The 25,807-nt window shown below is 42.3% G+C and carries 28 protein-coding genes and 1 pseudogene; 27 read left to right on the top strand and 2 right to left on the bottom strand.

Features of this window, described 5'->3' with window-relative positions; translation table 11 throughout:
- The first annotated feature begins 3 nt into the window (after positions 1–3).
- The 19 genes and pseudogenes from RWX26_RS06480 to RWX26_RS11210 form a co-directional block, all read left to right on the top strand.
- The gene (locus RWX26_RS06480; RefSeq protein WP_002895995.1) at positions 4–885 is read left to right on the top strand and encodes a F0F1 ATP synthase subunit gamma; all 882 of its coding nucleotides are present in this window, start codon (positions 4–6) and stop codon (positions 883–885) included.
- A gap of 38 nt (positions 886–923) precedes the next feature.
- Positions 924–2,330: a F0F1 ATP synthase subunit beta gene (gene atpD, locus RWX26_RS06475; RefSeq protein WP_002895993.1), complete on the top strand. Its 1,407-nt coding sequence runs from the start codon at positions 924–926 to the stop codon at positions 2,328–2,330.
- A 10-nt stretch (positions 2,331–2,340) separates the two neighbouring features.
- The gene (locus RWX26_RS06470; RefSeq protein WP_164549638.1) at positions 2,341–2,760 is read left to right on the top strand and encodes a F0F1 ATP synthase subunit epsilon; all 420 of its coding nucleotides are present in this window, start codon (positions 2,341–2,343) and stop codon (positions 2,758–2,760) included.
- 174 nt (positions 2,761–2,934) lie between these two features.
- Positions 2,935–3,165 (top strand): DUF1146 family protein, encoded by a 231-nt coding sequence (locus RWX26_RS06465; protein ID WP_002897901.1) that lies wholly within the window; start codon positions 2,935–2,937, stop codon positions 3,163–3,165.
- A 67-nt stretch (positions 3,166–3,232) separates the two neighbouring features.
- Positions 3,233–4,513 (top strand): UDP-N-acetylglucosamine 1-carboxyvinyltransferase, encoded by a 1,281-nt coding sequence (murA, locus tag RWX26_RS06460; protein ID WP_002917491.1) that lies wholly within the window; start codon positions 3,233–3,235, stop codon positions 4,511–4,513.
- Positions 4,506–4,688 (top strand): DNA-directed RNA polymerase subunit beta, encoded by a 183-nt coding sequence (locus RWX26_RS06455; RefSeq protein ID WP_002917490.1) that lies wholly within the window; start codon positions 4,506–4,508, stop codon positions 4,686–4,688. Before murA ends, RWX26_RS06455 begins: the two co-directional genes overlap by 8 nt.
- A 58-nt stretch (positions 4,689–4,746) precedes the next feature.
- A complete protein-coding gene (locus RWX26_RS06450) occupies positions 4,747–5,607 on the top strand; it encodes a DNA/RNA non-specific endonuclease (protein ID WP_314580187.1) in 861 nt (286 codons plus the stop codon).
- A 177-nt stretch (positions 5,608–5,784) separates the two neighbouring features.
- Positions 5,785–6,504 (top strand): matrixin family metalloprotease, encoded by a 720-nt coding sequence (locus tag RWX26_RS06445; RefSeq protein ID WP_002904157.1) that lies wholly within the window; start codon positions 5,785–5,787, stop codon positions 6,502–6,504.
- A gap of 4 nt (positions 6,505–6,508) precedes the next feature.
- Positions 6,509–6,874: a hypothetical protein gene (locus tag RWX26_RS06440; protein ID WP_002906927.1), complete on the top strand. Its 366-nt coding sequence runs from the start codon at positions 6,509–6,511 to the stop codon at positions 6,872–6,874.
- A 252-nt stretch (positions 6,875–7,126) separates the two neighbouring features.
- Positions 7,127–9,022 (top strand): ABC-F family ATP-binding cassette domain-containing protein, encoded by a 1,896-nt coding sequence (locus RWX26_RS06435; protein ID WP_314580184.1) that lies wholly within the window; start codon positions 7,127–7,129, stop codon positions 9,020–9,022.
- Between the two features lie 173 nt (positions 9,023–9,195).
- Entirely contained in the window at positions 9,196–9,753 is a 558-nt protein-coding gene (locus RWX26_RS06430) for a hypothetical protein (RefSeq protein ID WP_314580182.1), read from the top strand.
- Between the two features lie 145 nt (positions 9,754–9,898).
- On the top strand, positions 9,899–10,642 hold the full coding sequence (locus tag RWX26_RS06425; RefSeq protein ID WP_314580251.1) for a hypothetical protein: 744 nt from the start codon (positions 9,899–9,901) through the stop codon (positions 10,640–10,642).
- Between the two features lie 90 nt (positions 10,643–10,732).
- Complete coding sequence (locus tag RWX26_RS06420) at positions 10,733–11,401, top strand: hypothetical protein (protein WP_314580180.1); 669 nt, start codon at positions 10,733–10,735, stop codon at positions 11,399–11,401.
- 169 nt (positions 11,402–11,570) lie between these two features.
- Positions 11,571–12,476 (top strand): beta-carotene 15,15'-monooxygenase, encoded by a 906-nt coding sequence (locus RWX26_RS06415; protein ID WP_314580178.1) that lies wholly within the window; start codon positions 11,571–11,573, stop codon positions 12,474–12,476.
- Between the two features lie 69 nt (positions 12,477–12,545).
- Positions 12,546–13,250, top strand: coding sequence for a hypothetical protein (locus RWX26_RS06410; protein WP_314580176.1), 705 nt, complete (start codon positions 12,546–12,548; stop codon positions 13,248–13,250).
- A 102-nt stretch (positions 13,251–13,352) separates the two neighbouring features.
- Positions 13,353–14,012 (top strand): hypothetical protein, encoded by a 660-nt coding sequence (locus RWX26_RS06405; protein WP_314580174.1) that lies wholly within the window; start codon positions 13,353–13,355, stop codon positions 14,010–14,012.
- A 145-nt stretch (positions 14,013–14,157) separates the two neighbouring features.
- On the top strand, positions 14,158–15,057 hold the full coding sequence (locus tag RWX26_RS06400) for a hypothetical protein (RefSeq protein ID WP_314580248.1): 900 nt from the start codon (positions 14,158–14,160) through the stop codon (positions 15,055–15,057).
- Positions 15,050–15,937, top strand: a complete 888-nt coding sequence (locus tag RWX26_RS06395) for a hypothetical protein (RefSeq protein ID WP_314580172.1) — start codon at positions 15,050–15,052, stop codon at positions 15,935–15,937. Before RWX26_RS06400 ends, RWX26_RS06395 begins: the two co-directional genes overlap by 8 nt.
- A 50-nt stretch (positions 15,938–15,987) precedes the next feature.
- Positions 15,988–16,139 (top strand): annotated as a pseudogene (locus tag RWX26_RS11210) (MFS transporter); the annotation flags it as partial.
- A gap of 56 nt (positions 16,140–16,195) precedes the next feature.
- Here RWX26_RS11210 and gatD read toward each other — a convergent pair.
- Both gatD and murT read right to left on the bottom strand, forming a co-directional pair.
- Positions 16,196–16,981, bottom strand: coding sequence for a lipid II isoglutaminyl synthase subunit GatD (gatD, locus tag RWX26_RS06390; protein WP_314580170.1), 786 nt, complete (start codon positions 16,979–16,981; stop codon positions 16,196–16,198).
- Positions 16,981–18,324 carry a lipid II isoglutaminyl synthase subunit MurT gene (gene murT, locus RWX26_RS06385; RefSeq protein ID WP_314580168.1) on the bottom strand — a complete coding sequence of 448 codons (1,344 nt, stop codon included), beginning with the start codon at positions 18,322–18,324 and terminating at the stop codon, positions 16,981–16,983. Before murT ends, gatD begins: the two co-directional genes overlap by 1 nt.
- Before the next feature lie 232 nt (positions 18,325–18,556).
- Between murT and cdaA the strand changes: the two genes are divergently transcribed.
- The 8 genes from cdaA (at position 18,557) to RWX26_RS06345 (ending at position 25,784) form a co-directional block, all read left to right on the top strand.
- Positions 18,557–19,405 carry a diadenylate cyclase CdaA gene (cdaA, locus tag RWX26_RS06380; protein ID WP_002915563.1) on the top strand — a complete coding sequence of 283 codons (849 nt, stop codon included), beginning with the start codon at positions 18,557–18,559 and terminating at the stop codon, positions 19,403–19,405.
- Positions 19,393–20,157, top strand: a complete 765-nt coding sequence (locus RWX26_RS06375; protein WP_176693545.1) for a YbbR-like domain-containing protein — start codon at positions 19,393–19,395, stop codon at positions 20,155–20,157. Before cdaA ends, RWX26_RS06375 begins: the two co-directional genes overlap by 13 nt.
- Before the next feature lie 94 nt (positions 20,158–20,251).
- Complete coding sequence (gene glmM / locus RWX26_RS06370; protein WP_002921743.1) at positions 20,252–21,604, top strand: phosphoglucosamine mutase; 1,353 nt, start codon at positions 20,252–20,254, stop codon at positions 21,602–21,604.
- A 66-nt stretch (positions 21,605–21,670) separates the two neighbouring features.
- Positions 21,671–23,410, top strand: a complete 1,740-nt coding sequence (locus tag RWX26_RS06365) for an Ig-like domain-containing protein (protein WP_314580165.1) — start codon at positions 21,671–21,673, stop codon at positions 23,408–23,410.
- A gap of 117 nt (positions 23,411–23,527) precedes the next feature.
- On the top strand, positions 23,528–23,656 hold the full coding sequence (locus tag RWX26_RS06360; RefSeq protein ID WP_002895969.1) for a DUF4044 domain-containing protein: 129 nt from the start codon (positions 23,528–23,530) through the stop codon (positions 23,654–23,656).
- Between the two features lie 50 nt (positions 23,657–23,706).
- A complete protein-coding gene (gene obgE, locus RWX26_RS06355; protein ID WP_314580163.1) occupies positions 23,707–25,017 on the top strand; it encodes a GTPase ObgE in 1,311 nt (436 codons plus the stop codon).
- An 11-nt stretch (positions 25,018–25,028) separates the two neighbouring features.
- Positions 25,029–25,190, top strand: coding sequence for a hypothetical protein (locus RWX26_RS06350; RefSeq protein WP_002895966.1), 162 nt, complete (start codon positions 25,029–25,031; stop codon positions 25,188–25,190).
- A gap of 213 nt (positions 25,191–25,403) precedes the next feature.
- Positions 25,404–25,784, top strand: coding sequence for a RidA family protein (locus RWX26_RS06345; protein WP_002906916.1), 381 nt, complete (start codon positions 25,404–25,406; stop codon positions 25,782–25,784).
- Positions 25,785–25,807 lie beyond the last annotated feature (23 nt).

The following is a 25,807-nucleotide window of genomic DNA, read 5'->3' as shown; positions in this document are numbered from 1 at the left end:
CAGATGGCAGTTTCATTAAATGATATTAAAAATAAAATTGCATCCACGAAAAACACCAGTCAAATCACTAATGCCATGCAGATGGTTTCTGCTGCTAAGCTGGGAAAGTCTGAGGAGGCAGCCAAGAACTTTCAGGTCTATGCCCAGAAAGTTCGTAAGTTAGTTACGGATATGCTGCATGGCCACGAGGCAGAAAATGCTCGTCATCACTCGATGTTAATCAGTCGGCCAGTCAAGAAATCAGCCTATATTGTCATTACTTCTGACCGCGGTCTGGTAGGCGGTTATAACGCAACCATTCTCAAGGCTTTGATGGAGCTGAAAGCTGAGTACCATCCGACAGGAGAGGACTTTGAAGTCATCTGTATCGGAAGTGTTGGTGCTGATTTCTTCCGAGCTCGGGGCATTCAGCCGGTTTATGAACTACGTGGTCTAGCAGATCAGCCTAGCTTTGATGAGGTTCGTAAAATCATTAGCAAGACCATTGAGATGTATCAGAATGAGCTCTTTGATGAGCTCTATGTCTGCTATAACCACCATGTCAACAGTCTGACCAGTCAGATGCGGGTGGAGCAGATGCTGCCAATCATTGACTTGGACCCCAATGAAGCTGATGAAGATTATACGCTGAATCTGGAACTGGAGTCTAGTCGGGATTCTATCTTGGACCAGTTGTTGCCCCAGTTTGCAGAGAGTATGATTTACGGTGCTATTATTGATGCCAAGACGGCTGAGAATGCTGCCGGTATGACTGCTATGCAGACAGCGACAGACAATGCTAAAAAGGTCATCAGTGATTTGACTATTCAGTACAACCGCGCTCGGCAGGCAGCCATTACGCAGGAAATTACTGAAATCGTGGCGGGTGCAAGTGCCCTAGAATAAGGCCACAAATGAATTAGAAATTAAACGAGGGAAAAAACATGAGCTCAGGCAAAATTGCTCAGGTTATCGGGCCGGTCGTAGACGTTGCGTTTGCTGCCGGAGACAAACTACCTGAGATAAATAATGCACTTGTAGTCTATAAAAATGATGAGAAAAAATCAAAAATCGTCCTTGAAGTAGCTCTTGAGCTTGGTGACGGTGTGGTGCGGACCATTGCCATGGAGTCGACCGATGGTTTGACGCGTGGTTTGGAGGTCTTGGATACTGGTCGTCCGATTTCTGTGCCGGTTGGTAAGGAAACGCTTGGCCGGGTGTTCAATGTCCTAGGAGACACTATTGACTTGGATGCGCCTTTTGCAGAGGATGCAGAGCGCCAGCCGATTCATAAGAAGGCACCGACCTTTGATGAACTATCAACTTCATCAGAAATCCTGGAAACAGGAATTAAGGTTATCGACCTGCTAGCTCCTTATCTGAAAGGTGGGAAAGTCGGTCTCTTTGGCGGTGCCGGAGTAGGGAAAACAGTCCTGATTCAGGAATTGATTCACAACATTGCCCAAGAGCACGGTGGTATTTCTGTCTTCACAGGTGTTGGTGAACGGACGCGTGAAGGAAATGACCTCTACTGGGAAATGAAAGAGTCTGGCGTTATCGAAAAGACGGCCATGGTCTTTGGTCAGATGAATGAACCGCCAGGAGCTCGTATGCGGGTTGCTCTTACCGGACTGACCATCGCGGAATATTTCCGTGATGTGGAAGGTCAGGACGTGCTGCTCTTTATCGACAACATCTTCCGCTTCACGCAGGCTGGTTCGGAAGTATCTGCCCTCTTGGGACGCATGCCATCAGCCGTTGGTTACCAGCCAACACTTGCGACAGAAATGGGACAGTTACAAGAACGGATTACCTCAACCAAGAAAGGTTCCGTTACTTCAATCCAAGCTATCTATGTGCCAGCGGATGACTATACTGACCCAGCGCCAGCGACAGCTTTTGCTCACTTGGACTCTACGACCAACCTAGAACGGAAATTGGTTCAGCTGGGGATTTATCCAGCCGTGGATCCATTGGCTTCCAGCTCTCGTGCCCTTTCACCAGAGATTGTCGGAGAAGAGCACTATGCAGTGGCAGCAGAGGTTAAGCGGGTTCTGCAACGTTATCATGAATTGCAGGACATCATTGCTATCCTTGGTATGGATGAGTTGTCTGACGATGAGAAGACTCTAGTTGCGCGTGCGCGTCGGATCCAGTTCTTCCTGTCACAAAATTTCAATGTGGCAGAGCAGTTTACCGGCCAGCCAGGTTCTTATGTACCAGTAGCTGAAACGGTTCGTGGCTTCAAGGAAATCCTTGAAGGTAAGCACGATAAGCTGCCGGAAGATGCCTTCCGTGGTGTGGGCTCCATCGAGGATGTATTGGCCAAGGCTGAGAAAATGGGATTCTAAGAGGTGAATAATGGCTCAAATGACAGTACAAATCGTGACACCGGATGGTCTTATTTATGATCACCATGCTGCATTTGTTTCCGTAAAGACCATTGATGGTGAGCTGGGGATTTTGCCCCGCCATATTAATACCATCGCTGTTTTAGAAGTGGATCAGGTTAAGGTGCGCCGAGTTGATGATGACAAGCATATCGACTGGATTGCGGTCAACGGCGGAATCATTGAAATTGCAGATAATGTCATTACTATCGTGGCTGATTCAGCTGAGCGTGCGCGTGATATCGACATTAGTCGGGCTGAGCGTGCTAAGCGTCGGGCTGAGCTGGAAATTGAGGAAGCCCATGACAAGCACTTGATTGACCAAGAACGCCGGGCTAAGATTGCCCTGCAGCGGGCAATCAACCGGATCAATGTCGGAACAAGAATCTAAGAAGCTATTCTTGCCTGGAGATAGAAGTCAACCTTCATCTGACGAGACTTGGCTTCATGAATACAAACTGAACACGCAAAACTGGGGCAGGAATGTCTCAGTTTTCTTTTCCAAAGAAAAAGGGAGAACTGTTTAGTTCGTCCCTGACTGGAGTCTTGTGGTATAATAAAAGTTATGGTAGAAGTTATTTTTAAATTATGCAGTCATTTGCTCTTTATTTTCTTTGCCTTTCATCTGCTGTCAACGGTTGTTGAGTGGGAGAGATTTTTCAAGGTTAATGCAGATAATGCGATGAAGATTCGCTTTTTGATTCTCTTGTTTAGCATTGCCTTGGGCTATTTAGTCAGCCTTTTCTTCATTGGTATTTACGATATGAGCCGGGCGATTTTTAACGGTACTTTATAAGGTCATATTTTTGATTTTATGGTATGATAGTATGGATGATTTTAAAAATTTAGAGTAAGGAATCGGTATGGAAAAAATTATTATTCAAGGTGGAGATAATCGCTTGGTCGGAAAGGTCAAGATTGAAGGAGCAAAAAATGCGGTCCTGCCTCTTTTAGCAGCGACAGTATTGGCCAGCGAGGGCCAGTCAGTTTTGAAAAATGTTCCGGTCTTGTCCGATGTCTTTACCATGAACAATGTGGTCCGCGGTTTAAACACTCAGGTGGATTTTAATCAGGAAGAAAATACAGTTGTTGTAGATGCCACTCAGCCTTTGTCTGAGGAGGCGCCTTACAAATACGTCAGCAAAATGCGGGCGTCTATCGTTGTTTTGGGTCCAGTCCTGGCTCGTAATGGTCATGCTAAAGTTTCTATGCCAGGCGGTTGTACGATCGGCAGTCGGCCTATTGACTTGCACCTGAAGGGCTTAGAAGCCATGGGTGCTCAGATTACCCAAACAGCGGGTTACATCGAAGCGAAGGCAGAGCGGCTCAAGGGGGCCCACATTTACATGGACTTTCCCAGTGTGGGAGCAACGCAAAACATCATGATGGCTGCAACGCTGGCTCAAGGCACGACAGTGATTGAAAATGCTGCTCGGGAGCCTGAAATTGTTGACCTAGCCCTCTTTTTGAATGAAATGGGGGCCAAGGTCAGAGGAGCAGGTACCGAAACTTTGACCATTGTCGGAGTGGATCAGCTACGTGGGGCCAAGCATAATGTGGTTCAAGACCGTATCGAAGCAGGAACTTTTATGGTTGCTGCAGCCATGACCAGCGGTGACCTGCTGATTGAGGATGCCATTTGGGAGCACAATCGTCCCTTGCTTTCCAAAATGCAGGAAATGGGAGTGGAAGTGACAGAGGAAGATGAAGGGATTCGGATTCGTTCCGATGTTTCGAAGCTGAGACCCGTTTCGGTCAAGACTCTTCCTTATCCGGGCTTCCCTACCGACATGCAGGCTCAGTTTACAGCGCTGATGGCTATGGCCAAGGGCGAGTCTACGATGATTGAGACTGTCTTTGAGAACCGCTTCCAGCATCTAGAGGAAATGCGTCGGATGGGGCTGCACTCTGATATCATGCGTGACACAGCTCGCATCTGGGGTGGCGGCAGTCTTCAGGGAGCTGAAGTCATGTCAACAGACCTCCGAGCTAGTGCGACTTTGATTCTGATGGGCTTGATTGCCGAAGGCGAGACCAAGGTCAGCAAGCTGGTACACTTAGACCGAGGCTACTATAAATTCCATGAGAAATTGGCAGCCTTGGGAGCCAAAGTGAAGCGTGTAAAGGAAGAAGACGATGAGTGAAAATCTTAAATATTTAGGCCGGCAGATTGGCCTTGTTTTACTGGTTCTCCTGGTAGCTGTGATTCTCTTTTTCGTGGCTCTGATGATTGGCTATAATGTTATCGGAAACGGTAAAGGCTCTATCTGGTCACCAGAAACCTGGCAAGAATTAATCGGGAAGTTTACTGGAAACTAGCTCCTAGTCAAAAAGACTAGCTGAAATGAATCCAGTTTGCTAAGTTGAAAGAAAGAAGATGAAAAGAAAGACTAGTCAGAAAAGGAATTCTAAGAGCCTACAAGGCTGGGCTGGGCTGACTCTGGCCTTGATTTTGGCGTTGGCTGGCTATTTCTGGGGACAGGATGGTCAGCAGCCACTTCAGAGTCCAAATTCAGAAATCAGGGTTGGGCAAGTCCAAGATCAGGGCACCCCTAGTCAGGAACTGGCTGAGAGTGTTCTGACGGATGCTGTCCGAGCTCAGCTCAAAGGCAGCATTGAATGGAATGGAGCTGGCGCCTTTATCGTGAATGGGAATAAGACGGATTTGGATGCGGGTATTTCTAGTAAGCCCTACGCTGACAATAAGACCAAGCTTGTTCAAGGGCAAATCCTTCCGACAGTGGCGAATGCCTTTTTATCCAAGTCTACCCGCCAGTACAAAAAACGAGAAGAAACTGGAAATGCCAATACTTCATGGGTACCAGCAGGATGGCATCAACTCAAGAACCTCCCTGGTGAGTACAATCATGCTGTGGATCGAGGACATCTCTTGGCCTATTCGCTGATAGGTGGTTTGAAGGGCTTTGATGCCTCCACCAGCAATCCTGCCAATATCGCCGTGCAGACGGCTTGGTCCAACCAAGCCAAAGAAGCGGATTCGACAGGGCAGAATTACTATGAGACAAAGATCCGGAAGGCTTTGGATAAGAACAAGCGGGTGCGCTACCGGGTAACCTTGATTTATGCCACGGAGACAGATGTAGTACCGGTTGGGTCACATTTAGAGGCCAAGTCCAGCGATGGCAGTCTGGAATTCAATGTCTTTATTCCGAATGTGCAAAAAGGGATTCACCTGGACTATAATAGTGGCAGGGTCAGTCTGGACACGGGTTCTTAATTTTATACTCAAAAATGGATTTGCAAAGAGTATTCATTAGTATGAAAAGAAATGGTTGCAGATTTGTAGTCATTTTCTTTTATACTAATAGATAGAAAGAAGGCTAATTTTTCAGTCTTCTTTAAGAAAGCGGTGGTAAAATCAACGTTCTCTTACAATCTAGTAAAGGAGGTTGCGATGGGACTTATTTTTAAAAGCATCCGGTTCCTCATGCGTCTGATTGGGCGCGTGGTTTGGGGACTTGCCTGGTCCTTTGTCCTGAGCTTTATGGTTATTGTCGGAATTTTCTATTTTACCACTTCGACAGAACCGGGTACAGAGGGACTGACGCAGGCTGTTCAGACTGCTGTTGGCAGAGTGGATCAATTTTTAAATCACCAAGGCATTTCCACGGGGCTTCACAGCAGTGAGGAGACGCAGACGGATCAGCTGACAGATGAGCATGCAACAACAGGGGCTCGTTGGGATCAGCCAAGCGCTACGATTTATATTGATACAAATAATGAAACCTTCCGTTCAGCCTATAAGGAGGCCATTGATTCTTGGAATCAAACAGGTGCCTTCACCTTTCAAATCATCAATGACAAAGACAAGGCGGACATTGTTGCAACGGAGATGAACGATGGCAACATCAGTGCAGCTGGTGAAGCTGAGTCGCAGACCAATCTCCTAACCAAGCGGTTTACCCATGTCACGGTTCGCCTTAATAGTTACTACCTGCTGGACAGTCGCTATGCCTATTCTCATGAGCGGATTGTCAATACAGCAGCGCACGAATTGGGCCATGCTATCGGATTAGACCATAATGAGGAGGAATCAGTGATGCAGTCAGCAGGCTCATTTTACAGTATCCAGCCGACAGATATCCAGGCTGTAAAAGACTTGTATCAATCGTAAGCCTATGTTAAAATCTATTTTTTACTTGATTCGACACTTTCCAGAGCAAGTTTTTCTCTTTGTTTTTAACTCAGGAATTTTTGTCTGGCTATGGAAAAGCGGCAATGAGATTGCCAACCAGCTAGGAGTGACAGCGGCTTGGGAAAATCATGTTCCAGCGCCCATTCAGGTCTTCTTCGGTCAGAATATTGAGGCAGTTCAGGGATTTTTTCACAATTCCGCCTTTATGTGGCTAGTCGGATCCATGATTATCCTTCTGGTTATTCGTCTGATCAAGGGAATGATTAAATTTGTTGTCTTTGCGGTTCTGATTCTGCTGGGAATTTACCTGATTTTGCAGAATCAATCTATTCTCAATAGTTTTATGTAGAGGCTGGGACAAAAGTCCTAGCCTCTCAATTGTCTTTGGATTGTCGAGCAAGACGCAGTGGTTGAGTGGGCTCTACTACGCTGATTTCATCAGCTTTTACAGTCCTACTCAACTGTGCGGAGGTGGGACGACGAAATCGAATTCTAACGAATTACCGATTTCTGTCCCACTCTCTTTTTCTTTTGGGGAGCTGAGTTCGCTTTCTCTTGAATTCTGATAGCTGTGCTTCTGGAAATCTGCTATAATGGTCTTATGATTATTTTACAAGCAAGCAAGATTGAGCGCTCTTTTGCAGGGGAGCTTCTTTTTGACAATATTAACCTGCAGGTGGATGAGGGTGATCGGATTGCTCTCGTCGGTAAAAATGGAGCTGGGAAGTCAACCCTGCTCAAGATTTTGGTGGGCGAGGAAGAGCCTACTTCTGGTCAGATTAATAAAAAACGAGATCTTTCCCTGTCTTATCTAGCTCAGGACAGCCGCTTTGAGTCGGAGAATACTATCTACGACGAGATGCTGCTGGTCTTTGATGGCCTGCGTCAGCAGGAGAAGAGGTTGCGGCAGATGGAGCTGCAAATGGGAGAATTGGCAGGAGAAGAGCTGACTGCTCTCATGACTCAGTACGATCAGCTGTCAGAGGACTTTCGCCAGAAAGGTGGTTTTACCTACGAGGCCGATATTCGAGCTATTTTGAATGGCTTCAAGTTTGACCAGTCCATGTGGCAGATGAAGATTTCTGAGCTGTCGGGCGGGCAGAATACCCGTTTGGCTTTGGCTAGGATGCTTTTGGAAAAGCCAGAATTGCTGGTCCTGGACGAGCCGACCAACCACTTGGATATCGAGACCATTGCCTGGCTGGAGACTTACTTGATTAACTACAGCGGTGCCCTGATCATCGTCAGCCACGACCGCTATTTCCTAGACAAGGTTGCGACCGTCACGTTGGATTTGACCAAGCATTCATTGGATCGCTATGTGGGCAATTACTCTAGCTTTGTGGTCCAAAAGGAGCAGAAGCTGGCCACTGAAGCCAAGAACTATGAAAAGCAGCAGAAAGAAATCGCTGCGCTGGAGGACTTTGTCAATCGTAATCTAGTTCGGGCTTCCACAACCAAGCGGGCTCAGTCCCGTCGCAAGCAGCTGGAAAAGATGGAGCGTTTGGACAGGCCGGAGACCAGCAGTCGCTCAGCTAATATGACTTTCAAATCGGATAAGGTTTCAGGCAATGTTGTTCTGACCTTGGAAGATGCGGCTATTGGCTATGGCGAGGAAGTCCTGTCGGAGCCGATTAACCTGGACATTCGCAAGTTCAATGCGGTAGCCATTGTCGGACCAAATGGGATTGGAAAGACGACCTTGATCAAATCACTAATCGGTCAAGTGCCCTACATCAGAGGCAAGGAGCAGCTGGGGGCTAATGTGGAAGTGGGCTACTATGACCAGACCCAGAGCAAACTGACTGCCGGCAATACGGTACTTGACGAGTTATGGAATGACTTCAAGCTGACGCCAGAGGTCGAGATTCGCAATCGCTTAGGCGCTTTCCTCTTCTCGGGAGACGATGTCAAGAAGTCTGTCGGTATGCTATCAGGTGGAGAGCGGGCGCGGCTGCTTCTAGCCAAGCTGTCCATGGAAAACAACAACTTCCTCATCCTAGATGAGCCAACCAACCACCTGGACATTGACAGCAAGGAAGTGCTGGAAAATGCCCTGATTGACTTTGACGGCACCCTGCTCTTTGTCAGCCATGACCGTTACTTTATCAATCGTGTAGCCACCCAGATTATCGAGCTTTCTGAGACAGGCTCCACCCTTTATCTAGGTGATTATGACTATTATCTGGAGAAAAAGGCAGAGCAGGAAGCCTTGCGTGAGGAGACGGAGCAGGTCAGTCCTGACAAGCCAGCACCTGCCAATGACTATCAGCTTCAAAAGGAAAACCAGAAAGAACAGCGCCGGCTGGCCCGCCGCTTAGAACAATTGGAAGCGCAAATCGAGGACTTGGACAGCCAGATCAATCAGCTTCAGGAAGCCATGCAGGCCACTAATGACGCCGCCGAACTCATGGAGAGCCAGCAGCAAATCGACCAACTGACCGCCGCCCAAGAAGAAGCTATGCTAGAATGGGAAGAACTGGCGGAGAAGGTGTAGGTAAAGAATAGAATCAGACGAGCAGCCTGTAGGAGTGAGCAGTTTCCATGAGGAATGAGCTTTATAGAGTCTGTAGTAAACATCAGGAAAAAATCGTACTCAGTGTGTTTCAGTTATTATGCTCGTTAGGGTTTTGATAACTGAAGCACTTTATTAAGGAAAACAAGGAGATAATGATGGATTTTCTAGTAATATTTATGATTGCTATGCTAGCCATTTTTGCTTTCGTAGGTTGGATTGTTTATTGGGCGATTAGTCGTTCTGCTAAAAAGAACAAAGAATATCAAGCCTTTGCTTCTAGGCATGGCTATCAATTTGATAAAGCACAAGGTAACGATTATTACAGAGATTACTCTAAGCAAAAAACAAGTAACGATCTCACGATAAAACTTTCCCAGAATCCGTATGTAGCAAAATACGCTAATTTTAGTCATTATCCATTTGGTCGTGGAAATCTAGTAAAAGTTGCCTATGTAATTTCAGGTAACTACAATGGTTCTCAATTTCGGGCTTTCACCTATCATTTTGAGGGGAATGCAATTGAGAAGACTGGTCCTGGTGGAGTGTTCAGTATTGTTATGATTCAGTGCCCTAATGAACCAAAAGGTCAGCTTTCAGAGCAAATGTTTTATGAAAATGGAGTGCTCTGTGAATACCTTCGAGAAAATTTGAACGTAGAAACGATTCATGAGAGAATTGAGAAATTGGCTTATATTGCAAGTACAAAATAAGTTTGGGAATAAAAAATAAGAATTTTTCTACAGTACAGATGTTGAATGAAAAAGTTAGCTAATTCAGTTTTTGGAACAGAGGTTTGCTGACAGAACTAGAATAAGGATTAGAAAAAGGAGAAATATGTTTTTTATAAGACGTCGTATGTTTTTTAATCAATATGGCGATAAAGCTATTTATTTTGATTGTAAGACCCACGAACTTTTAGAGGCACCAAAGAGTAAACTATTAGATACAGAGAAATCAATCAGGATGAATCGGCATATACCTCTTTTAGTTGTCCTGTTTTTGTCTAGTGGAGGAGGAATAATTTCTTTCTTTAGATTATTCTTGCATGGAACATATACCATGACAACTTTTTGGAGTGTTATTCTTATTTGGATAGCAGAGTTTGCCTTTATTACTATCCTCGTAGAACGCGCCTTGTATCGAAATGTCAACAGAGCACAAGTGACCTCTCAAACGGTTTGTCGGGTGATTATGGAAAAGTCAGACGAAGCCAAGGAAGTGGAGGCAGAGATGGAGATGAGTGAAAAAGATAGCCGCAATGCTACACGATTGATAAGAGGTTTAATTTTTCTAGTACCCTTAGTTGGATTCTTTTATGCCTATGATTTTATTTTTAATTATCAAGACTTGTTAGGTAATCCTATTGGAGGAGAAATATTTAAAATTATTGCAACTGGACTTTTATTAGGTATTTCTTTCGTATTATATAATCAGAACAATCTTCCCAAAAGTTTTGATATATTGGATTTATTCCGTGCTGGAAAACTTAATGTGATATGTAGAGCTGACGACGATCCAGATGTCTATCTAGAAGTGAGTGTTGGACCAGATGGAGCTATTTTGACAAAAGAGCTACATGATTATAAAGCTGGAGCTTAGCTGATTTGAAATTAAATAAAAGTGAGTGAAGCAGTAGAGAATATAAAGTTTAGTAACAGAACTTCAATAAGTAATTAGAAAGAGGTTAGAATGTTTTTTCTTAGACGTCGTCGAGTATTTATTGGCGAGTGTGATGGTCAGGCGGTCTATTATGACCAGCAGACTGGAGAGGCTTTAGCAGCTCCCAAAAGTTTCCTGCTCAATACGGAAGGAGCTAGCAAGACTAATTCCTTTATTCCTGAATTAGTGATTCTCTTAATGGCAGGCGGGCCTGCTGTCTTTGGATTCTTTTCAGTAAAGTTTATAGGTGTCTATAACTGGACTAGTTTGACCTATATCTTGCTATTGAACTTGGTTGAGTTTATAATATTAATCGTTATTATTGAGAGAGCGCTTTATAAAAATTTTCGCAAAGCATTACCAATAACAGAGAAGATGTTTTATTATGCAGCTTCCCATAATTTGTTTGTGAAGAACAGATTTGATTCAAGGATGCTAGCTGCTACGCCCTATCGTTTAGTTCGCTATCTAATAAATGCAGTGAGTATTTTCTATTTATTATATTTTTTTACTATCCCTCTAAAATTTAGCCAAAAAATTGATGAAAGCTATGGTGTTTGGCTTGCAGGAGTTCTATTTTTCACAATTTTTCTGATGTATAATCAAAACAATCCAGTTCGTTTTGTAAAGATTATGGATCTATATAGTCAAGGGAGGGTACGTTTTAAGAAAAAAACAGAGAGCGAAACTTGTAACTAGGTGTTAGGTAAAACAGTCGAATCGCAGAAGGCAAGTGCTATATCTTTAGCGAAGCGAGGAGTAGTTGTTGCGACAGTTGCTGTTTTGTGACACAATTTGTTGTCTATCCTCAAATGGAAGATTCTCAAGGATATGAGCCTTTCTACTAGATAAAATTTGGAGATTAAAAATGAAAAAAATCAGTATTTTCGGTGCAGACTTTGAACGAAGTAAGAAAATCGTAACGAACGGAAAGTTTGTCTTAACCGCCGGTATGCCAAATCCTATTCATATGGGGATCATCAATCGCCTCTTTACGGTCTTATTTTGCATATTTATCTTTTTTGGAATTATGGTTTACTTTCTATTAATTGCTTTGCCAAGTAGTGTAGGTCAAAGTGGAGAAGTACACTATCTTTCTCATCAATCGGTTTCTTTGTTTCAAACAATTGGGGAAATAATGCGACCAATCAGTATTGTTTTCTATCTGATTTTCCTTTTTGGTTCTATCCCTGTTTTTTGGCCCAAGAAACGCTTGAGCAGTCAGATTTGGACCTATTTTCCTTTTTATTTTTCAATGTCAGTTTGTGCTTTTATATCAGGGTTTTATTTTGCCAGTGCGGTAGCTTACGATGCTTATACAGTTGTGGGATTCTGGTTTCAGCTCGTCTTAGGAATCGTTCTCTTTTTCTGGATTATTATGAATAGTATCCAGAATCTGAAAAGGAGACTGAACGATGAAGAAGAAAAGTCAATTCTTAAGAAAGTGATGATGATTATAGTCGGAACGATGGTAGTTCTCTTTCCGGTATCACTGGTCTATCATCTAATGAATCAACTACCGGTCCTTTGGTATTTTTATATTTTTGGATTATTTTTGGTGGTTTGGTTTGTCATTGGAGCCCATTTTATAGCTTTTATGATGAATGTGCATATTTTTCAAGCCTACTATATCCACAAGTACCCGGAAGAGTATAAATCCTACTTAAAGATTTCAGACCGAGAATGGTATAGCAAACGATATTATAAAAAGCTGGTCAAAAGCGGCAAGCTAGAAGAAGAAACAACACAAGAGAATGGAGAAGAAAATGAGTAAAAAATTATTGTTTTTAGGAAGTGATGTCAATAAAGAACTAGATCGAAATATTAAGTATAAAAAGCTAATATGGAGCTTTCCATTGTGAAAAAGATAAGATTATTATTTGCTGTTGATAATGGCATGGGGATTAATTTAAAAGGAACAGGCCTAGCTGCAGAGTACTATCTTTTATCAGGAGATATTATTTGGAGAAAGCTCGATAAGGAAAGCATAAGGAATCACCAAAACATAGCTAAGAAAATTGGCAGATTAACTTGGATGTCTTCGCCATTTTTGATTGTCCCGATTATGGCTTTTATCGCTGGTTATTCTGATAATTACATTGTTCCTCAAATTGAGTTCGGTCTTTTTTCTTTTCTGTTACCGATGATCTTAGGAATTTGGTTTTTTATACTTTTTGAATTATGGATGGTTTCAATTAGAAATACCTATCCTTTGATTGAAGCTCCTAGTAGTACTGTCCAGAAAGAATATTTTGAAGTTATACACGATATAACTTTAAAACATAATGATGTTTTGAAACAGATAAAAACACCTTATCTTGCAAACATCTTAGTATTTTTGTTTATTGTCTTTGCAGTTATTCCTTTTGTTTATTGGTTTTATTTTATGCCAAGTACAATCATAGAGTTTATAATAAAATTAGTTGTGCTTGCTATATTACTTTCTTTGGTTCCAAATATTATATGGAATGGCATAGTTAAAACTGTTATAAATAATAAAATTATAAATGAATTAAATGATGAGTTAGAGAATGAAAATTGGGAATAATAGCCCAATGTTACCAATTCGTTCGATTATCATAAACCAGTTTAGAACTATATCAACCTGACTTGTTTTAATTGTTGGTATATAGAAATGAAAGGATGAAGGATGTTTTTTAGGAAAGTTATTTATATCGGGGAAAGTGATGGTCAGGCTATTTATGTAAATGTAGAAAAGCCAAGAGATCCCTTAGCAGCTCCTAAAAGTAAACTATTGAATACAGAGGCATCGCGTGGCAATCGAAAACAAATCATTTTAATTACATCATTTCTGATTGCTTTTAGTGGTGTGATGCAGCTTTTTCCTGAGACACGATTATTTGGTGGTGTCTATGGTTATGGTACTTTGATTTATTTTCTAACTGTTTGGCTTCTGGAAGGTAGCCTTTTGCTGGTCATAGTAGAGCGAGCCCTTTATAAGAATGTTAAGTTGGCACAGCCAACCAGTAAAGAAAATTTTAGACGGGCAGTTGATACTAATCTTATTTGGGGTAATTTTGGCGATAAGAAGGTTACTCTTGGCAAGAAGATATTCGCTTGGATTTTCACAGTATTTATGGCTTTAATGGGGCTGATTAGTCCAATTTTAGTTATATCTATTCTAGTTTTTAATATGATAGGGACACCTATCGGCAGTGAGATTATTACTTTAAGCTTTATAGGTATTTTACCAGCTGTAGCAGTTCTGTTATTATGGCAAAACAATATGGTTCGATGGTTTATGGCTGTTGAAAGATATAGAAAGAATAGATATAATAAAATTTCATAATAGGAAGTATGAGTTTTGAAAATTATTGCTGTAATGAATTCCAAAGTGAAAGATTATTTGAACCCTTATGAAGGTGTGGTCGTTATGGCAGCAATTTCTAGACATCGTATGGAATAGGAAATGTATTGATAGTTTGGGTAAAAAAATGAAGAAAAGATCTATTTTTAAGGCTAGTTTTGAAGAGAGTTTGAATCTGGAAGATGATGGATTCCGAAAGTTACAACAGGAGCAACATGATAAAATTGCTAAATATTTTAAGAAAGGCCAAACTTCCCTTTGGTTTCGAATTCGAAGTTTTATTTTAGGTCTAATTTTTCCTGTTGTATTTAACTTCATGTTACTTGTTGTATCTATGGAATTTCATGATAGTGAGACTTTGACTCTTCCGATAGCAGAGCACGTGTCGTTGACGGTAAATGTTTTTTTGATTTTTCTTATACTTTGGCTACTATTCGTAGTGATTGGGAAATTTATTAAACGAACTTATCTTTTGCCTTATCGCTATCAGTTTCATGCTTTTACCTTTATGCTTTGGTTTTTATTAGAAATAGATCTGATAGTTAATGACATTCTATTAGCAAATTTGGCATTTTGGGAAATTATTGCTATCTATGGAGTAATAGTAATCTTCACTTACATGGTGGTTAGTATGGAGTTAACAGGATTAAGAAAGCTTATGTATGATGAGGATAGACAAGTGACTTTCCGTGATAAGATTGCTAAAATGATTTCTATTTACGGCATGGGGATTTTAGGGATTGGTATTGTTATAAAATATATTTTTGGAAGCTTTACTGTAGATATTTCAAATTCCATGAAAGCATTGGGTTTTTTACTTCTATGGGTCTTTGCTAATATTGTGGTGATTGCAATAATTGTTTTTATAGGTTTACCATATTTTCTCCAAGCCTTCTACAAATGGAAATATTCCGAAGAATACCGAGAATGGGAAGGCAAGTCCGTAGAGGAATGGTATGGGAAGAGGTACTTGAAAAAACACCCTGAACTATTACAAAAGAAGATTGGTTATCAAAGTTATGACTAAAAGATCTATTTTTAAGGCTAGTTTTGAAGAGAGTTTGAATCTGGAAGATGATGGTTTTTTACAGTATCAGAAAAAAGATGTCTATGGCAAATTAGAAAAGTATTATAAAAAAGGTAATCCTTCTATAGGATTAAAAATTCAGAGTGTTATTCTGGCGTTGATATTTCCAATAAGTTTAAATTTCATACTTTTAGTAATTTCTATTTATCTACATGATTCCAACCCAAAAGATTTAGCTGTTTCTATATCTAAAACTCCCTTATTGTCAGCTGAAATATATGTTTTATTCCTGTTTGTATGGTTACTCATTGTCTTAGTTGGAAAGTTCATTAAAAGAAATTATTTATTGCCTTATCGTTATCATTTTCATGTTATCACATTTTTAATTTGGCTTAGTTTTGAATTTAACCTGCTAGCCATTGATATGTCATTACCAACTTTATCTATTTGGATGGTTGCTGCTATTTTTGTTTTTATTTCTATATTAGCCTATTTTATGTTTAGCCTTGAAATTGAAAGTCTCAAAAAACTGATGTATGGTAATGGAAGTGGCTCTTCTCTTCGCAAGAAAATTGCCAATAAGATAGCGATTTATGGAATGAGTTTTTTGGGAATTGGAGTAATTATAAACTTTATAATAAAGAGTTTTTCCATGAAATTTTCAACTTCGTTGGAAGGCTTAGGTCTTTTGATAACATGGATTATCCTAAATATTGCTGTGATTGCTATGCTAATCTACATCGAATTTCCTAGTTATTTACAAGCCTTCTACAAATGGAAATATCCCGAAGAATACCGAGAATGGGAAGGCAAGTCCGTAGAGGAATGGTACGGGAAAAAATATTTAAAAAAACACAAGGAGTTATTAAGAAACAGATGAAAAGAACGATTGGTATGGGTAATAGAGATAAGTAGATAGAGTTCTTTTAGCAGAATCTAGGCCGAGTTTTCTCAACGATCTACACGCTGGCAATTCTTTTCATGCCTCCTGCACCTTTCTGATGACGCTTCTGCCGAGTGTCCACACCCTTTCCTTACTCCTGCTTGGTTTCGGAGTGATGGGATTGGCTTTGATTTCCTAGCTCTATCAAAATAGAATACAAAAAGACTAGGCTGGAAAATCCAACCTAGTTTTGTCTTATTCAAACTCAGCCTTGCTTTTGATATCTCCGTATTCTTCTGGGATTTCTTGGGCAAGGATATCTTCATAAGCAGCCAGTTTAATATCTGAGCCATACTTATTTTTCAGGGCAGTGGTCACCAGACGGTAGGCCAAGTTGGCATTGCGGGACAAGATGGGGCCGTGAAAGTAGGAGCCAAAGACATTCTTATAGTGAACGCCTTCATTGCCGTCTTCTTGGTTGTTGCCATTTCCATAGACGACTTTGCCCAGAGGTTTTTCGTCGTCAGAGAGGAAAGTACGTCCTTGGTGATTTTCAAATCCGTAGTAGGTTTCATCAAATTCATCATTATGAATCTTAATGTCACCGATATAGCGGTTTTTGGTCTGGTTGAGGGTATAGTGACCCATGATGCCCAGACCTTCGATTCGTCGGCCAGAAGCTTCGATATAGTATTGACCTAAGAGTTGGAAGCCGCCGCAGATAGCTAGCACTACGCCGTTTTCATTGATAAAGCTTTCCAAAGCTTCTTTTTTAGCTGGCAAGTCGCGGGCCACGATCGTTTGCTCATAGTCTTGACCTCCGCCAAAGAAGACGATATCGTAGCTGTCCTTGTCAAAGTCATCTTCTAGAGAGACGATATCGACTTCAACTCTAGCACCTAGCTTTTCAGCCACATACTTGAGCATGAGAATATTGCCGTTGTCGCCGTAGGTATTCATGAGATTGCCATAAAGGTGGGCAATTTTAATATCGTAACGGTAATCCTGGTTTTCAGGAGAAGTGAGGGATCTGTAAACCATTAGTTCATCTCCTTTCTGACCACTTGTCGTTCTGCCAGCAACTCGCGGAATTCCAGCATAGCAGTATAAGTTGCTAAGATATAGGCATGCTTAGTTTCTTGCTGTTCAATGGCCTTGAATACGGCTTCTAAATCTTTGACCTCAGTAATCTGATCTGCTGGATAGCCCGTTACCCGGAGTCGACGAGCAATCTCAGAGTGGCGCACACCGCCTGCAATGACATGAGGAATCTCCATCTCTAAAATCTTCTCAAAGTCAGCATCCCAGATCCAGCTGGTATCAATGCCGTCTGCATAGTTGGCATTGAGTAGGACAGACAAGCTAAAGTCAAAGGGTGCAAGCCCAATCATATCAAGTGCTTGAGTCGCTCCAACCGGATTTTTAATCAAGACTAAGGTACATTCCTTATCGCCGATTTTGAAAGTTTCCTGACGGCCAAAGACAGCTCGGCTCTTGTCAAAGCCAGCCTTGATAGTAGCCGGCTCGACACCAAAGAACTGAGCTACTGATACAGCGGCCAAGGCATTGTAGATATTATAAAGGCCACCAATATTGATCTGATAGTCTTGTCCATCAATGGTAAAGGCAGAGCGGTTATGCTCAAGTGTTTTGAGAGCGGTCAGGCTGTAGTCAAGCTTAGGACGCTTGAAGCCGCAGTCCTCACAGATATAAGCCCCCAGATTTGCATAGGTGTTGAGCTCATACTTGAGGATATGCTCGCACTTGGGACAGAGGATGCCCTCAGTATTATAGTGAGCCAGCTGAGCCTGGCCTTTCTCGGTATTAAATCCATAGTAGCGAACAGGATTCTTCAGGCTTACTGAGTTAAAGAGGGGGCTGTCACCATTCATCAGTACAGTCGCTTCAGGCACTTTAGCTGCAGCATCCAGAATCATCTGGTAGGTCGTGTAGATCTCACCATAGCGATCCATCTGGTCTCGGAAAATATTGGTAAAGACGAAGAGGCTAGGCTTGATATAATCACAAATCCGAGATAGGCTGGCTTCATCTATTTCCAGAACAGCGATATTCTTGCCAGATTTGCCTTTCTTAGCGGTTAGGAAGGTTGTGGTAATCCCTGTAATCATATTGGCCCCGCTGGGATTGGTCACCACTTGTCCGAAGGCTTCCTTGAGAATACCTACTGTCAGAGCTGTAGTCAGTGTTTTACCATTGGTTCCGGTAATAACCACGACCTCATAGTTCTTGGCTAAGTTTTGTAAAATATTTTTATCAAATGTCAGGGCAACTTTCCCCGGCAGAGTCGAGCCGCGTCCCATTTTGCTGAGAACAAAGTGGGAGGACTTGCCTGCCAAGAGGCCCAAGGCTGTATTTATCTTCATAAGAAATATTTTATCATAAAAAAGTAAAGAAGGTTACAGAAAAATATTGACAAACGTGATATAATGGGTTGGTAAGTCTTTAAGCATTAAGACCCACTGTAAAATAAAAAGAGAGAAGTTAATTGAGTGAACTCTAATTACAAGATAAAATCAGGCTGATACTAGATTTCATAAGTTCGATTTGTTGCTACAGCTGTTTGATTTTCCTTGTAGAGGAGTAGGAAGTCTAAGTATGAATTTTCAACAACTAACCAATCTCCAATATTGGGCCAGTTTGTTTTCTGACCCTTGGAGGATTGTAATTAATATTATTGACGTCGCTATCGTCGCATGGATTCTATATTATCTGATCAAGGCCATTGCTGGTACGAAGATTATGATTTTGGTCCGCGGTGTGCTCTTCTTTATCTTGGCACAGTTTTTTGCCAATATCATCGGCTTGACTACCATTTCTTGGCTGATTAATCAGGTCATCACTTACGGGGTCATTGCGGCCGTGGTGATTTTCTCGCCTGAGATTCGGGCAGGATTAGAAAAGCTGGGCCGAGCAACGGATATTTTTTCTGCGACGCCCATCAGTAACGAAGAAAAAATGGTTCAGGCCTTTGTCAAGTCTGTTGCCTATATGAGTCCGCGGAAAATCGGGGCTTTGGTGGCCATTCAGGGAACCCGCACCTTGCAGGAGTACATTGCAACAGGGATTCCTTTGGATGCAGATGTGTCCGGAGAGCTGCTAATCAACATTTTTATCCCCAATACGCCATTGCACGATGGAGCTGTCATCATAAAAAACAATAAGATTGCAGCTTCCTGTGCCTACTTGCCTCTGACAGAAAGCAGCGGCATCTCCAAGGAGTTTGGAACCCGGCACCGCGCAGCTATTGGCCTATCTGAAGTATCAGATGCTTTTACTTTTGTCGTTTCAGAAGAAACAGGTGGGATTTCCACCACGCAAAATGGAATTTTCAAGCATGATTTAACTTTGGATGAGTTTGAGACAGAGCTGAGAAAGGTCTTCTTATCAGAGCAGGACAAGCCAGCAGGTTTGAAAAAACGCTTCATGGGAGGATGGAAGAAATGAAAAAACGTAAAAAAATTCTTTATATCATCTCTTCGTTTTTCTTTGCCCTAGTGCTTTTTGTCTATGCAACCTCTAGCAGTTATCAAAACAATACTGGAGTTCGACAGGTCACATCTGAAACTTATACCAATACGGTTTCCAATGTGCCAATTGACATCAAATATGACAGCGAGAATTACTTTATCAGCGGCTTCACTTCTGAAGTTTCCGTTGCCCTAACAGGCTCCAACCGGGTCAATCTAGCCAGTGAAATGCAGGAAAGTACTCGGAAGTTTCGAGTCGTAGCTGATCTTTCCAAGGCTACAGAAGGCACAGTAGAGATTCCTCTGAAAGTGGAAAACCTACCGAGCGGTCTGACTGCTACAGTCACCCCACAGAAGATTTCTGTTAAGATTGGTAAAAAAGCCAGCAAGAAGGTTGAGGTCCGCTACCTCATCACAGACAGTCAGGTGGCTGAAAATGTGTCTATCAGTGGTGTAACCTTGGAAAATAAGGAAGCTACAGTAACCAGTGACGAGGAGACCCTATCTAAGATTGAATATGTCGTAGCTATTCTCCCGACCAATGTCATTATCACCGGCAACTACAGCGGGACAGCGCCGCTGCAGGCTGTTGATGGACAGGGGAATGTCATGCCAAGCGTGGTGACACCATTTGAAACGACTATGCGTGTCAACACTAAAACAGCAGACAACTCTGGCTCGTCCTCCTCTAACAGCAGCTCAAATACGAGCTCATCAAATAAAAACTAACTAAAATTTTGAAAATAAACTTGGATTAAAGCGTCCTGCCTTGCTTGCAGCCTAAATCTTTACATCCAGGTCTTATGAAAGGAAACTATTTATAATGGGTAAATACTTTGGAACCGATGGTGTTCGCGGAGAAGCAAATGTGGAATTAACGCCGGAATTGGCCTTTAAACTCGGCCGCTTTGGTGGTTATGTTCTGAGCCAGCACGAAAGTGAAGTTCCTCGGGTCTTTGTTGGCCGTGATACTCGAATTTCAGGAGAAATGCTGGAAAGCGCCTTGGTTGCAGGACTTTTGTCCGTTGGGATTCATGTTTATAAGCTGGGTGTCATTGCAACGCCTGGTGTAGCTTATCTGGTTAAGTCAGAGAAAGCTAGCGCAGGAGTCATGATTTCTGCCAGCCACAATCCGGCTTTGGATAATGGTATCAAATTCTTTGGTGGTGACGGCTATAAGCTGGATGACGAGCGTGAATTGGAAATCGAAGCTTTGTTGGACGCAGCAGAAGATACCTTGCCACGTCCAAGCGCCGAAGGTTTAGGTGACTTGGTTGACTATCCAGAAGGGTTGCGCAAGTACCAACAATACTTGGTTTCAACTGGTTTGGAACTAGAAGGAATGCATGTGGCCTTAGATACGGCTAACGGTGCGGCTTCTACCAGCGCCCGTCAGATTTTTGCGGATCTCGGCGCACAGTTGACGATTATCGGAGAAAATCCAGACGGCCTCAATATCAATCTGAATGTCGGGTCTACACATCCAGAAGCTTTGCAGGAAGTTGTTCGTGAGTCTGGTGCAGCTATTGGTCTGGCCTTTGATGGAGATAGCGACCGCCTCATTGCCGTGGATGAAAATGGTGAGCTGGTAGACGGTGACAAGATTATGTACATCATCGGTAAGTACCTGTCTGAGAAAGGCGAGCTGGCGCAGAATACCATTGTTACGACTGTCATGTCCAACCTAGGCTTCCATAAGGCTTTGGATCGCGAAGGTATTCAAAAGGCTGTGACAGCAGTTGGTGACCGCTATGTAGTAGAGGAAATGCGCAAGAATGGTTATAATCTTGGTGGCGAGCAGTCAGGACATGTGATCATCATGGACTACAATACGACAGGTGACGGTCAGCTTTCAGCTGTGCAATTGACCAAGGTCATGCAGGAAACAGGTAAGAAACTATCCGAATTGGCCGCTGAAGTAACCATCTATCCGCAGAAACTAGTCAATATCCGTGTGGAAAACAGCATGAAGGATAAGGCGATGGAAGTTCCACCTATTAAGACGGTCATTGAGAAAATGGAAGCTGAAATGGCCGGCAATGGCCGGATTTTGGTTCGTCCGAGCGGAACAGAGCCTCTGCTGAGGGTCATGGCTGAAGCACCAACTGACGAAGAAGTAAATTATTATGTAGATACCATTGCTAATGTTGTTCGAGATGAAATTGGAATTGAGTAATAAAACGTAAAGAAACTGAGACACAACGTCTTGGTTTTTTTACATTGTTATGAATTTTTAAACACTATGAATAAAAATGTTGATAAATTGCAATACTCTTGGTATAATAAGCTACGAAAGGAGAAAAAGATGAAAAATAAAAATACAATTATTTTTAAAATTCTTATCTTATTAACAGCTATTGTTACAGGTTTAGGTTTTGCTGCTCGAACTCAGGCTTCTGAAGTAACTGAATACAGTCAGCAAACCAGCATTACTAAGGATGGTGAGCCATTAACAAGTGACTCAACTGTTAAGACTAATGAAACCTTGTCTGTAACAACCAACTTCACATTTCCTGCGGCTCAAACGATCGCTGAAGGGGATACCCTGACTTTTAAACTTCCGGAAGAATTAAGTCTGATTACTGCCTTAAACTTCGATGTCTATGATGTTGTTAATCATACGGGAGAGTTAGTCGGTACAGCTCAAACTGACCCAGCGACTCAGTCAGTTACAGTGACTTTCAGTAACTACTTTACAAACTATACTCAAAAGAAAGAGCTATCTTTGGGCTTTAATGTTCGCATCAATAACGAAAAAGTCAAAGAAACAGGTCCTGTTTCCTTCAAATTTGGCCAGACAGACTTTTCTTTCCAATACCAGAAAGAAGAAGGAACTGCTGGTGAGTATGAAATGAAATATGGCTACCAGGACAGCACTGATCCGAGTATTGTTAAATGGCGCATTATCCTGAATGCAAGACAGGACATGCTTCGCAACATGGTAATTTCAGACAACTTTGGTGATGGTCTGACACTGGTACCGGGTACTCTACGTGCAGTTCGTTATGCTCCTGTTGCAGGTGGTATTCGCAATGAAGCTCATATCCTGACTCTGCCAGTAGTTGATAACTTTACTAACAAGGCAGTTCTAACTCAAAACGCTAATGGCGATGCTAACGGTTTTACCATTAACTTTGGCGATAACTACAACTGGCCAATGTACATCGAGTACTCTACTCGTGTACCAGAAGGTACTAAAGTGGGGGATGTGGTTAACAACACCCTGTCTTGGACAGCAAAAGGCTTCCCAGAACGCACTATTACTAAGTCAGTACGCTTGGAAGAGGGCTCTGGTAAAGGAAGCGCTGTGCTAGCAAAAGATGTGAAGATTCAGGCACAGAAAAAACTCGTCAATAAAGTGTTAGAGAAGGGTCAATTTACCTTTGGTCTCTTTGACGAAAACGGTGTTTTACTTCAAACAGCTACCAATGAAGCTGATGGTTCTATCAATTTCAAAGCCTTGAACTATAATGCAGCTGGTGACTACCGCTACAGCATTAAGGAAATTCCGGGCAATGATGCTAACTACATCTATGATGACAAGGAAGCTCAGCTGACAGTTACTGTTAAAGATGTGAATGGTGAGTTTTTGGGCTCTGTTAAATATGATTTGGATCCTGTCTTTACAAATACCTATAGAGGTAATGATCCAGGCAAGGCAGTTCAGCCACCTAACCCTGGAAATAACAACAATCCAAATAACAACCCTAACAACAATCCAAACAATAATCCGAATAATACCCCAGGTAATGGTAACAATACCCCTGGTAACAGTTCCGATAATCCAAAGGGTGGAACAGACAATCCAGGAAATGGAAATAACAATTCAAACAATGGTACCAATGATCCGGGTGCTGCAGGAGGCAACAAAAAAGTTCTGCCTAAGACTGGTCAAGAAACTACACTTTGGCTGTCAGTTGCAGGTTTGGCAATCTTAGTTGGCTTTGGAAGCTATGTCTTTCTTCAAAAGAAGACTAGATAAGATTCAAAGGTTTTAAGAGTTTTCTCTTAAAGCCTTTTTACATACTTTTCCATTTGAAAAAACGGAGCAATCATGTTAGAATAGACCTAGTAATTTTTAAAGGATAGAGGTGTTATCGTGGCTTTTGGAGATAACGGACAACGCAAAAAAACAGGATTTGAAAAATTGACGATGCTAGTCGTGATTATCATGCTCATCGTGACAGTTGGAGCTATCTTTGCTTCTGCTCTCAGCGCAATCTTTTAATCCAAACGCTTCAGGGCGTTTTTTTAGACTAGAAAAAGAGAATAGAAAAAATGAGTATGTTTTTAGATACGGCCAAGATTCAAGTTAAGGCTGGCAATGGTGGTGATGGCATGGTGGCCTTTCGCCGTGAAAAATATGTTCCTAACGGCGGCCCTTGGGGTGGCGATGGTGGCCGTGGCGGCAATGTTGTTTTTGTTGTAGACGAGGGCCTGCGTACCCTGATGGACTTTCGTTACAATCGCCACTTCAAGGCTCAGTCTGGTGAAAAGGGCATGACCAAAGGGATGCATGGCCGAGGGGCAGAGGACTTGATTGTTCGTGTGCCTCAGGGGACGACAGTTCGTGATGCGGAGACTGGCAAGGTACTGACAGACTTGGTAGAAAATGGTCAAGAATTTATCGTAGCGCGTGGTGGCCGAGGCGGTCGTGGAAATATCCGCTTTGCAACGCCTAAAAATCCTGCACCTGAGATTTCTGAAAATGGAGAACCAGGTCAAGAACGGGAGCTTTTGCTGGAGCTCAAGGTCCTAGCAGACGTTGGTCTGGTCGGCTTTCCTTCTGTCGGAAAATCCACTTTGCTCAGTGTTATCACAGCAGCTAAGCCTAAGATTGGTGCCTATCATTTTACGACAATCGTGCCTAATCTAGGCATGGTTCGCACTCACTCTGGAGAGTCCTTTGCAGTAGCAGATCTACCAGGTTTGATTGAGGGGGCCAGCCAAGGGGTTGGACTGGGAACCCAGTTTCTCCGTCATATTGAGCGGACACGGGTTATCCTGCATGTCATCGATATGTCAGCAAGTGAGGGGCGCGAACCTTATGAGGACTATCTAGCTATTAATAAAGAGTTGGAATCCTACAATCTTCGTCTCATGGAGCGCCCGCAGATTATTGTCGCTAACAAGATGGATATGCCAGATAGTGCTGAAAATCTTAAGATATTCAAAGAGAAATTAGCGGCTAATTATGATGAATTTGCGGAACTACCGCAAATCTTCCCGATTTCTAGCTTGACCAAGCAGGGACTTGCGACCCTCTTGGATGCGACCGCAGAATTACTGGATAAGACGCCAGAGTTCTTGCTTTACGATGAGTCTGAAATGGAAGAAGAAGCTTACTATGGCTTTGACGAAGAAGCACCAGCCTTTGAAATTTCTCGTGATGATGATGCGACTTGGGTGCTGTCGGGTGACAAGCTGGAGAAACTCTTTAATATGACTAACTTTGACCGCGATGAAGCAGTCATGAAATTTGCCCGTCAGCTTCGTGGTATGGGAGTTGATGAAGCCCTTCGCGCTCGTGGAGCCAAGGATGGTGACCTGGTCCGCATCGGCAAGTTCGAGTTTGAATTTGTTGACTAAGGAGGCTTGCAATGGGTGATAAACCAATATCCTTCCGAGATGAAAATGGAAACTTTGTCTCTGCAGCCGATGTCTGGAATGCAGAAAAGCTAGAAGAGCTCTTTAATAAACTCAACCCCAAACGCAAGCTGCGTTTAGAAAGAGAAGCATTAGCGAAAGCAGAAGAGGAATAAGACTTCTGATTTTGAAACTATAAACGCTGGGAAAAATTTCTCAGCGTTTTTAAATCTTAAAAAATGGGTTCTGATAGGTAAGTCGATTTCCTTTTAGCTTCTAAGGACCTCATAAATGAAAAAATGGAAAAAGTCAGGGCTTATTAATCTGTCGTGGCCATTGCCTGCTATTTTATGGTATAATGAAAAAAATAAGTAGGAGAAGTGATAATTATGGCAAAAACGATTCATACAGATAAAGCACCAGCAGCGATTGGACCTTATGTTCAAGGAAAAATTGTGGGCAATCTTTTGTTTGCGAGTGGGCAGATTCCCCTGTCTCCTGAGACTGGAGAAATTGTTGGGACGACTATTGAAGAGCAGACCCAGCAGGTACTGAAAAATGTTTCAGCCATTTTGGAAGCCGCTGGAACAGATTTTGACCATGTAGTCAAGGCTACTTGCTTCTTGAGTGATATCAATGATTTTGTGGCCTTTAATGAAGTTTACAAAACGGCCTTTACAGAAGCATTTCCAGCTCGTTCAGCAGTCGAAGTGGCTCGCCTGCCTAAAGATGTGAAAATTGAGATTGAGGTTATTGCCGAGATTCTCTAAAAAAGAGCAGGGGAAAACCACTC

Origin of the sequence: uncultured Streptococcus sp. (assembly GCF_963536705.1) — a bacterium.
GTDB lineage: Bacteria > Bacillota > Bacilli > Lactobacillales > Streptococcaceae > Streptococcus.
Note: the sequence above shows the minus strand (reverse complement) of the source record. Positions and strands in the feature narration are given on the sequence as shown.

Bases quoted from the DNA above. Each gene is read 5' to 3' on its own strand.
- RWX26_RS06365 (WP_314580165.1), top strand. From the start codon at position 21,671: ATGAATAAAAATGTTGATAAATTGCAATACTCTTGGTATAATAAGCTA.
- RWX26_RS06410 (WP_314580176.1), top strand. From the start codon at position 12,546: ATGGAGCTTTCCATTGTGAAAAAGATAAGATTATTATTTGCTGTTGAT.
- gatD (WP_314580170.1), bottom strand. From the start codon at position 16,981: ATGGTTTACAGATCCCTCACTTCTCCTGAAAACCAGGATTACCGTTAC.
- RWX26_RS06435 (WP_314580184.1), top strand. From the start codon at position 7,127: ATGATTATTTTACAAGCAAGCAAGATTGAGCGCTCTTTTGCAGGGGAG.
- RWX26_RS06470 (WP_164549638.1), top strand. From the start codon at position 2,341: ATGGCTCAAATGACAGTACAAATCGTGACACCGGATGGTCTTATTTAT.
- RWX26_RS06430 (WP_314580182.1), top strand. From the start codon at position 9,196: ATGATGGATTTTCTAGTAATATTTATGATTGCTATGCTAGCCATTTTT.
- RWX26_RS06415 (WP_314580178.1), top strand. From the start codon at position 11,571: ATGAAAAAAATCAGTATTTTCGGTGCAGACTTTGAACGAAGTAAGAAA.
- RWX26_RS06400 (WP_314580248.1), top strand. From the start codon at position 14,158: ATGAAGAAAAGATCTATTTTTAAGGCTAGTTTTGAAGAGAGTTTGAAT.
- RWX26_RS06395 (WP_314580172.1), top strand. From the start codon at position 15,050: ATGACTAAAAGATCTATTTTTAAGGCTAGTTTTGAAGAGAGTTTGAAT.
- obgE (WP_314580163.1), top strand. From the start codon at position 23,707: ATGAGTATGTTTTTAGATACGGCCAAGATTCAAGTTAAGGCTGGCAAT.
- RWX26_RS06440 (WP_002906927.1), top strand. From the start codon at position 6,509: ATGTTAAAATCTATTTTTTACTTGATTCGACACTTTCCAGAGCAAGTT.
- RWX26_RS06405 (WP_314580174.1), top strand. From the start codon at position 13,353: ATGTTTTTTAGGAAAGTTATTTATATCGGGGAAAGTGATGGTCAGGCT.
- RWX26_RS06375 (WP_176693545.1), top strand. From the start codon at position 19,393: ATGGAAGAAATGAAAAAACGTAAAAAAATTCTTTATATCATCTCTTCG.
- RWX26_RS06425 (WP_314580251.1), top strand. From the start codon at position 9,899: ATGTTTTTTAATCAATATGGCGATAAAGCTATTTATTTTGATTGTAAG.
- murT (WP_314580168.1), bottom strand. From the start codon at position 18,324: ATGAAGATAAATACAGCCTTGGGCCTCTTGGCAGGCAAGTCCTCCCAC.
- RWX26_RS06455 (WP_002917490.1), top strand. From the start codon at position 4,506: ATGAGTGAAAATCTTAAATATTTAGGCCGGCAGATTGGCCTTGTTTTA.
- RWX26_RS06420 (WP_314580180.1), top strand. From the start codon at position 10,733: ATGTTTTTTCTTAGACGTCGTCGAGTATTTATTGGCGAGTGTGATGGT.
- RWX26_RS06465 (WP_002897901.1), top strand. From the start codon at position 2,935: ATGGTAGAAGTTATTTTTAAATTATGCAGTCATTTGCTCTTTATTTTC.
- cdaA (WP_002915563.1), top strand. From the start codon at position 18,557: ATGAATTTTCAACAACTAACCAATCTCCAATATTGGGCCAGTTTGTTT.
- murA (WP_002917491.1), top strand. From the start codon at position 3,233: ATGGAAAAAATTATTATTCAAGGTGGAGATAATCGCTTGGTCGGAAAG.
- RWX26_RS06445 (WP_002904157.1), top strand. From the start codon at position 5,785: ATGGGACTTATTTTTAAAAGCATCCGGTTCCTCATGCGTCTGATTGGG.
- RWX26_RS06450 (WP_314580187.1), top strand. From the start codon at position 4,747: ATGAAAAGAAAGACTAGTCAGAAAAGGAATTCTAAGAGCCTACAAGGC.
- RWX26_RS06480 (WP_002895995.1), top strand. From the start codon at position 4: ATGGCAGTTTCATTAAATGATATTAAAAATAAAATTGCATCCACGAAA.
- RWX26_RS06345 (WP_002906916.1), top strand. From the start codon at position 25,404: ATGGCAAAAACGATTCATACAGATAAAGCACCAGCAGCGATTGGACCT.
- atpD (WP_002895993.1), top strand. From the start codon at position 924: ATGAGCTCAGGCAAAATTGCTCAGGTTATCGGGCCGGTCGTAGACGTT.
- glmM (WP_002921743.1), top strand. From the start codon at position 20,252: ATGGGTAAATACTTTGGAACCGATGGTGTTCGCGGAGAAGCAAATGTG.
- RWX26_RS06350 (WP_002895966.1), top strand. From the start codon at position 25,029: ATGGGTGATAAACCAATATCCTTCCGAGATGAAAATGGAAACTTTGTC.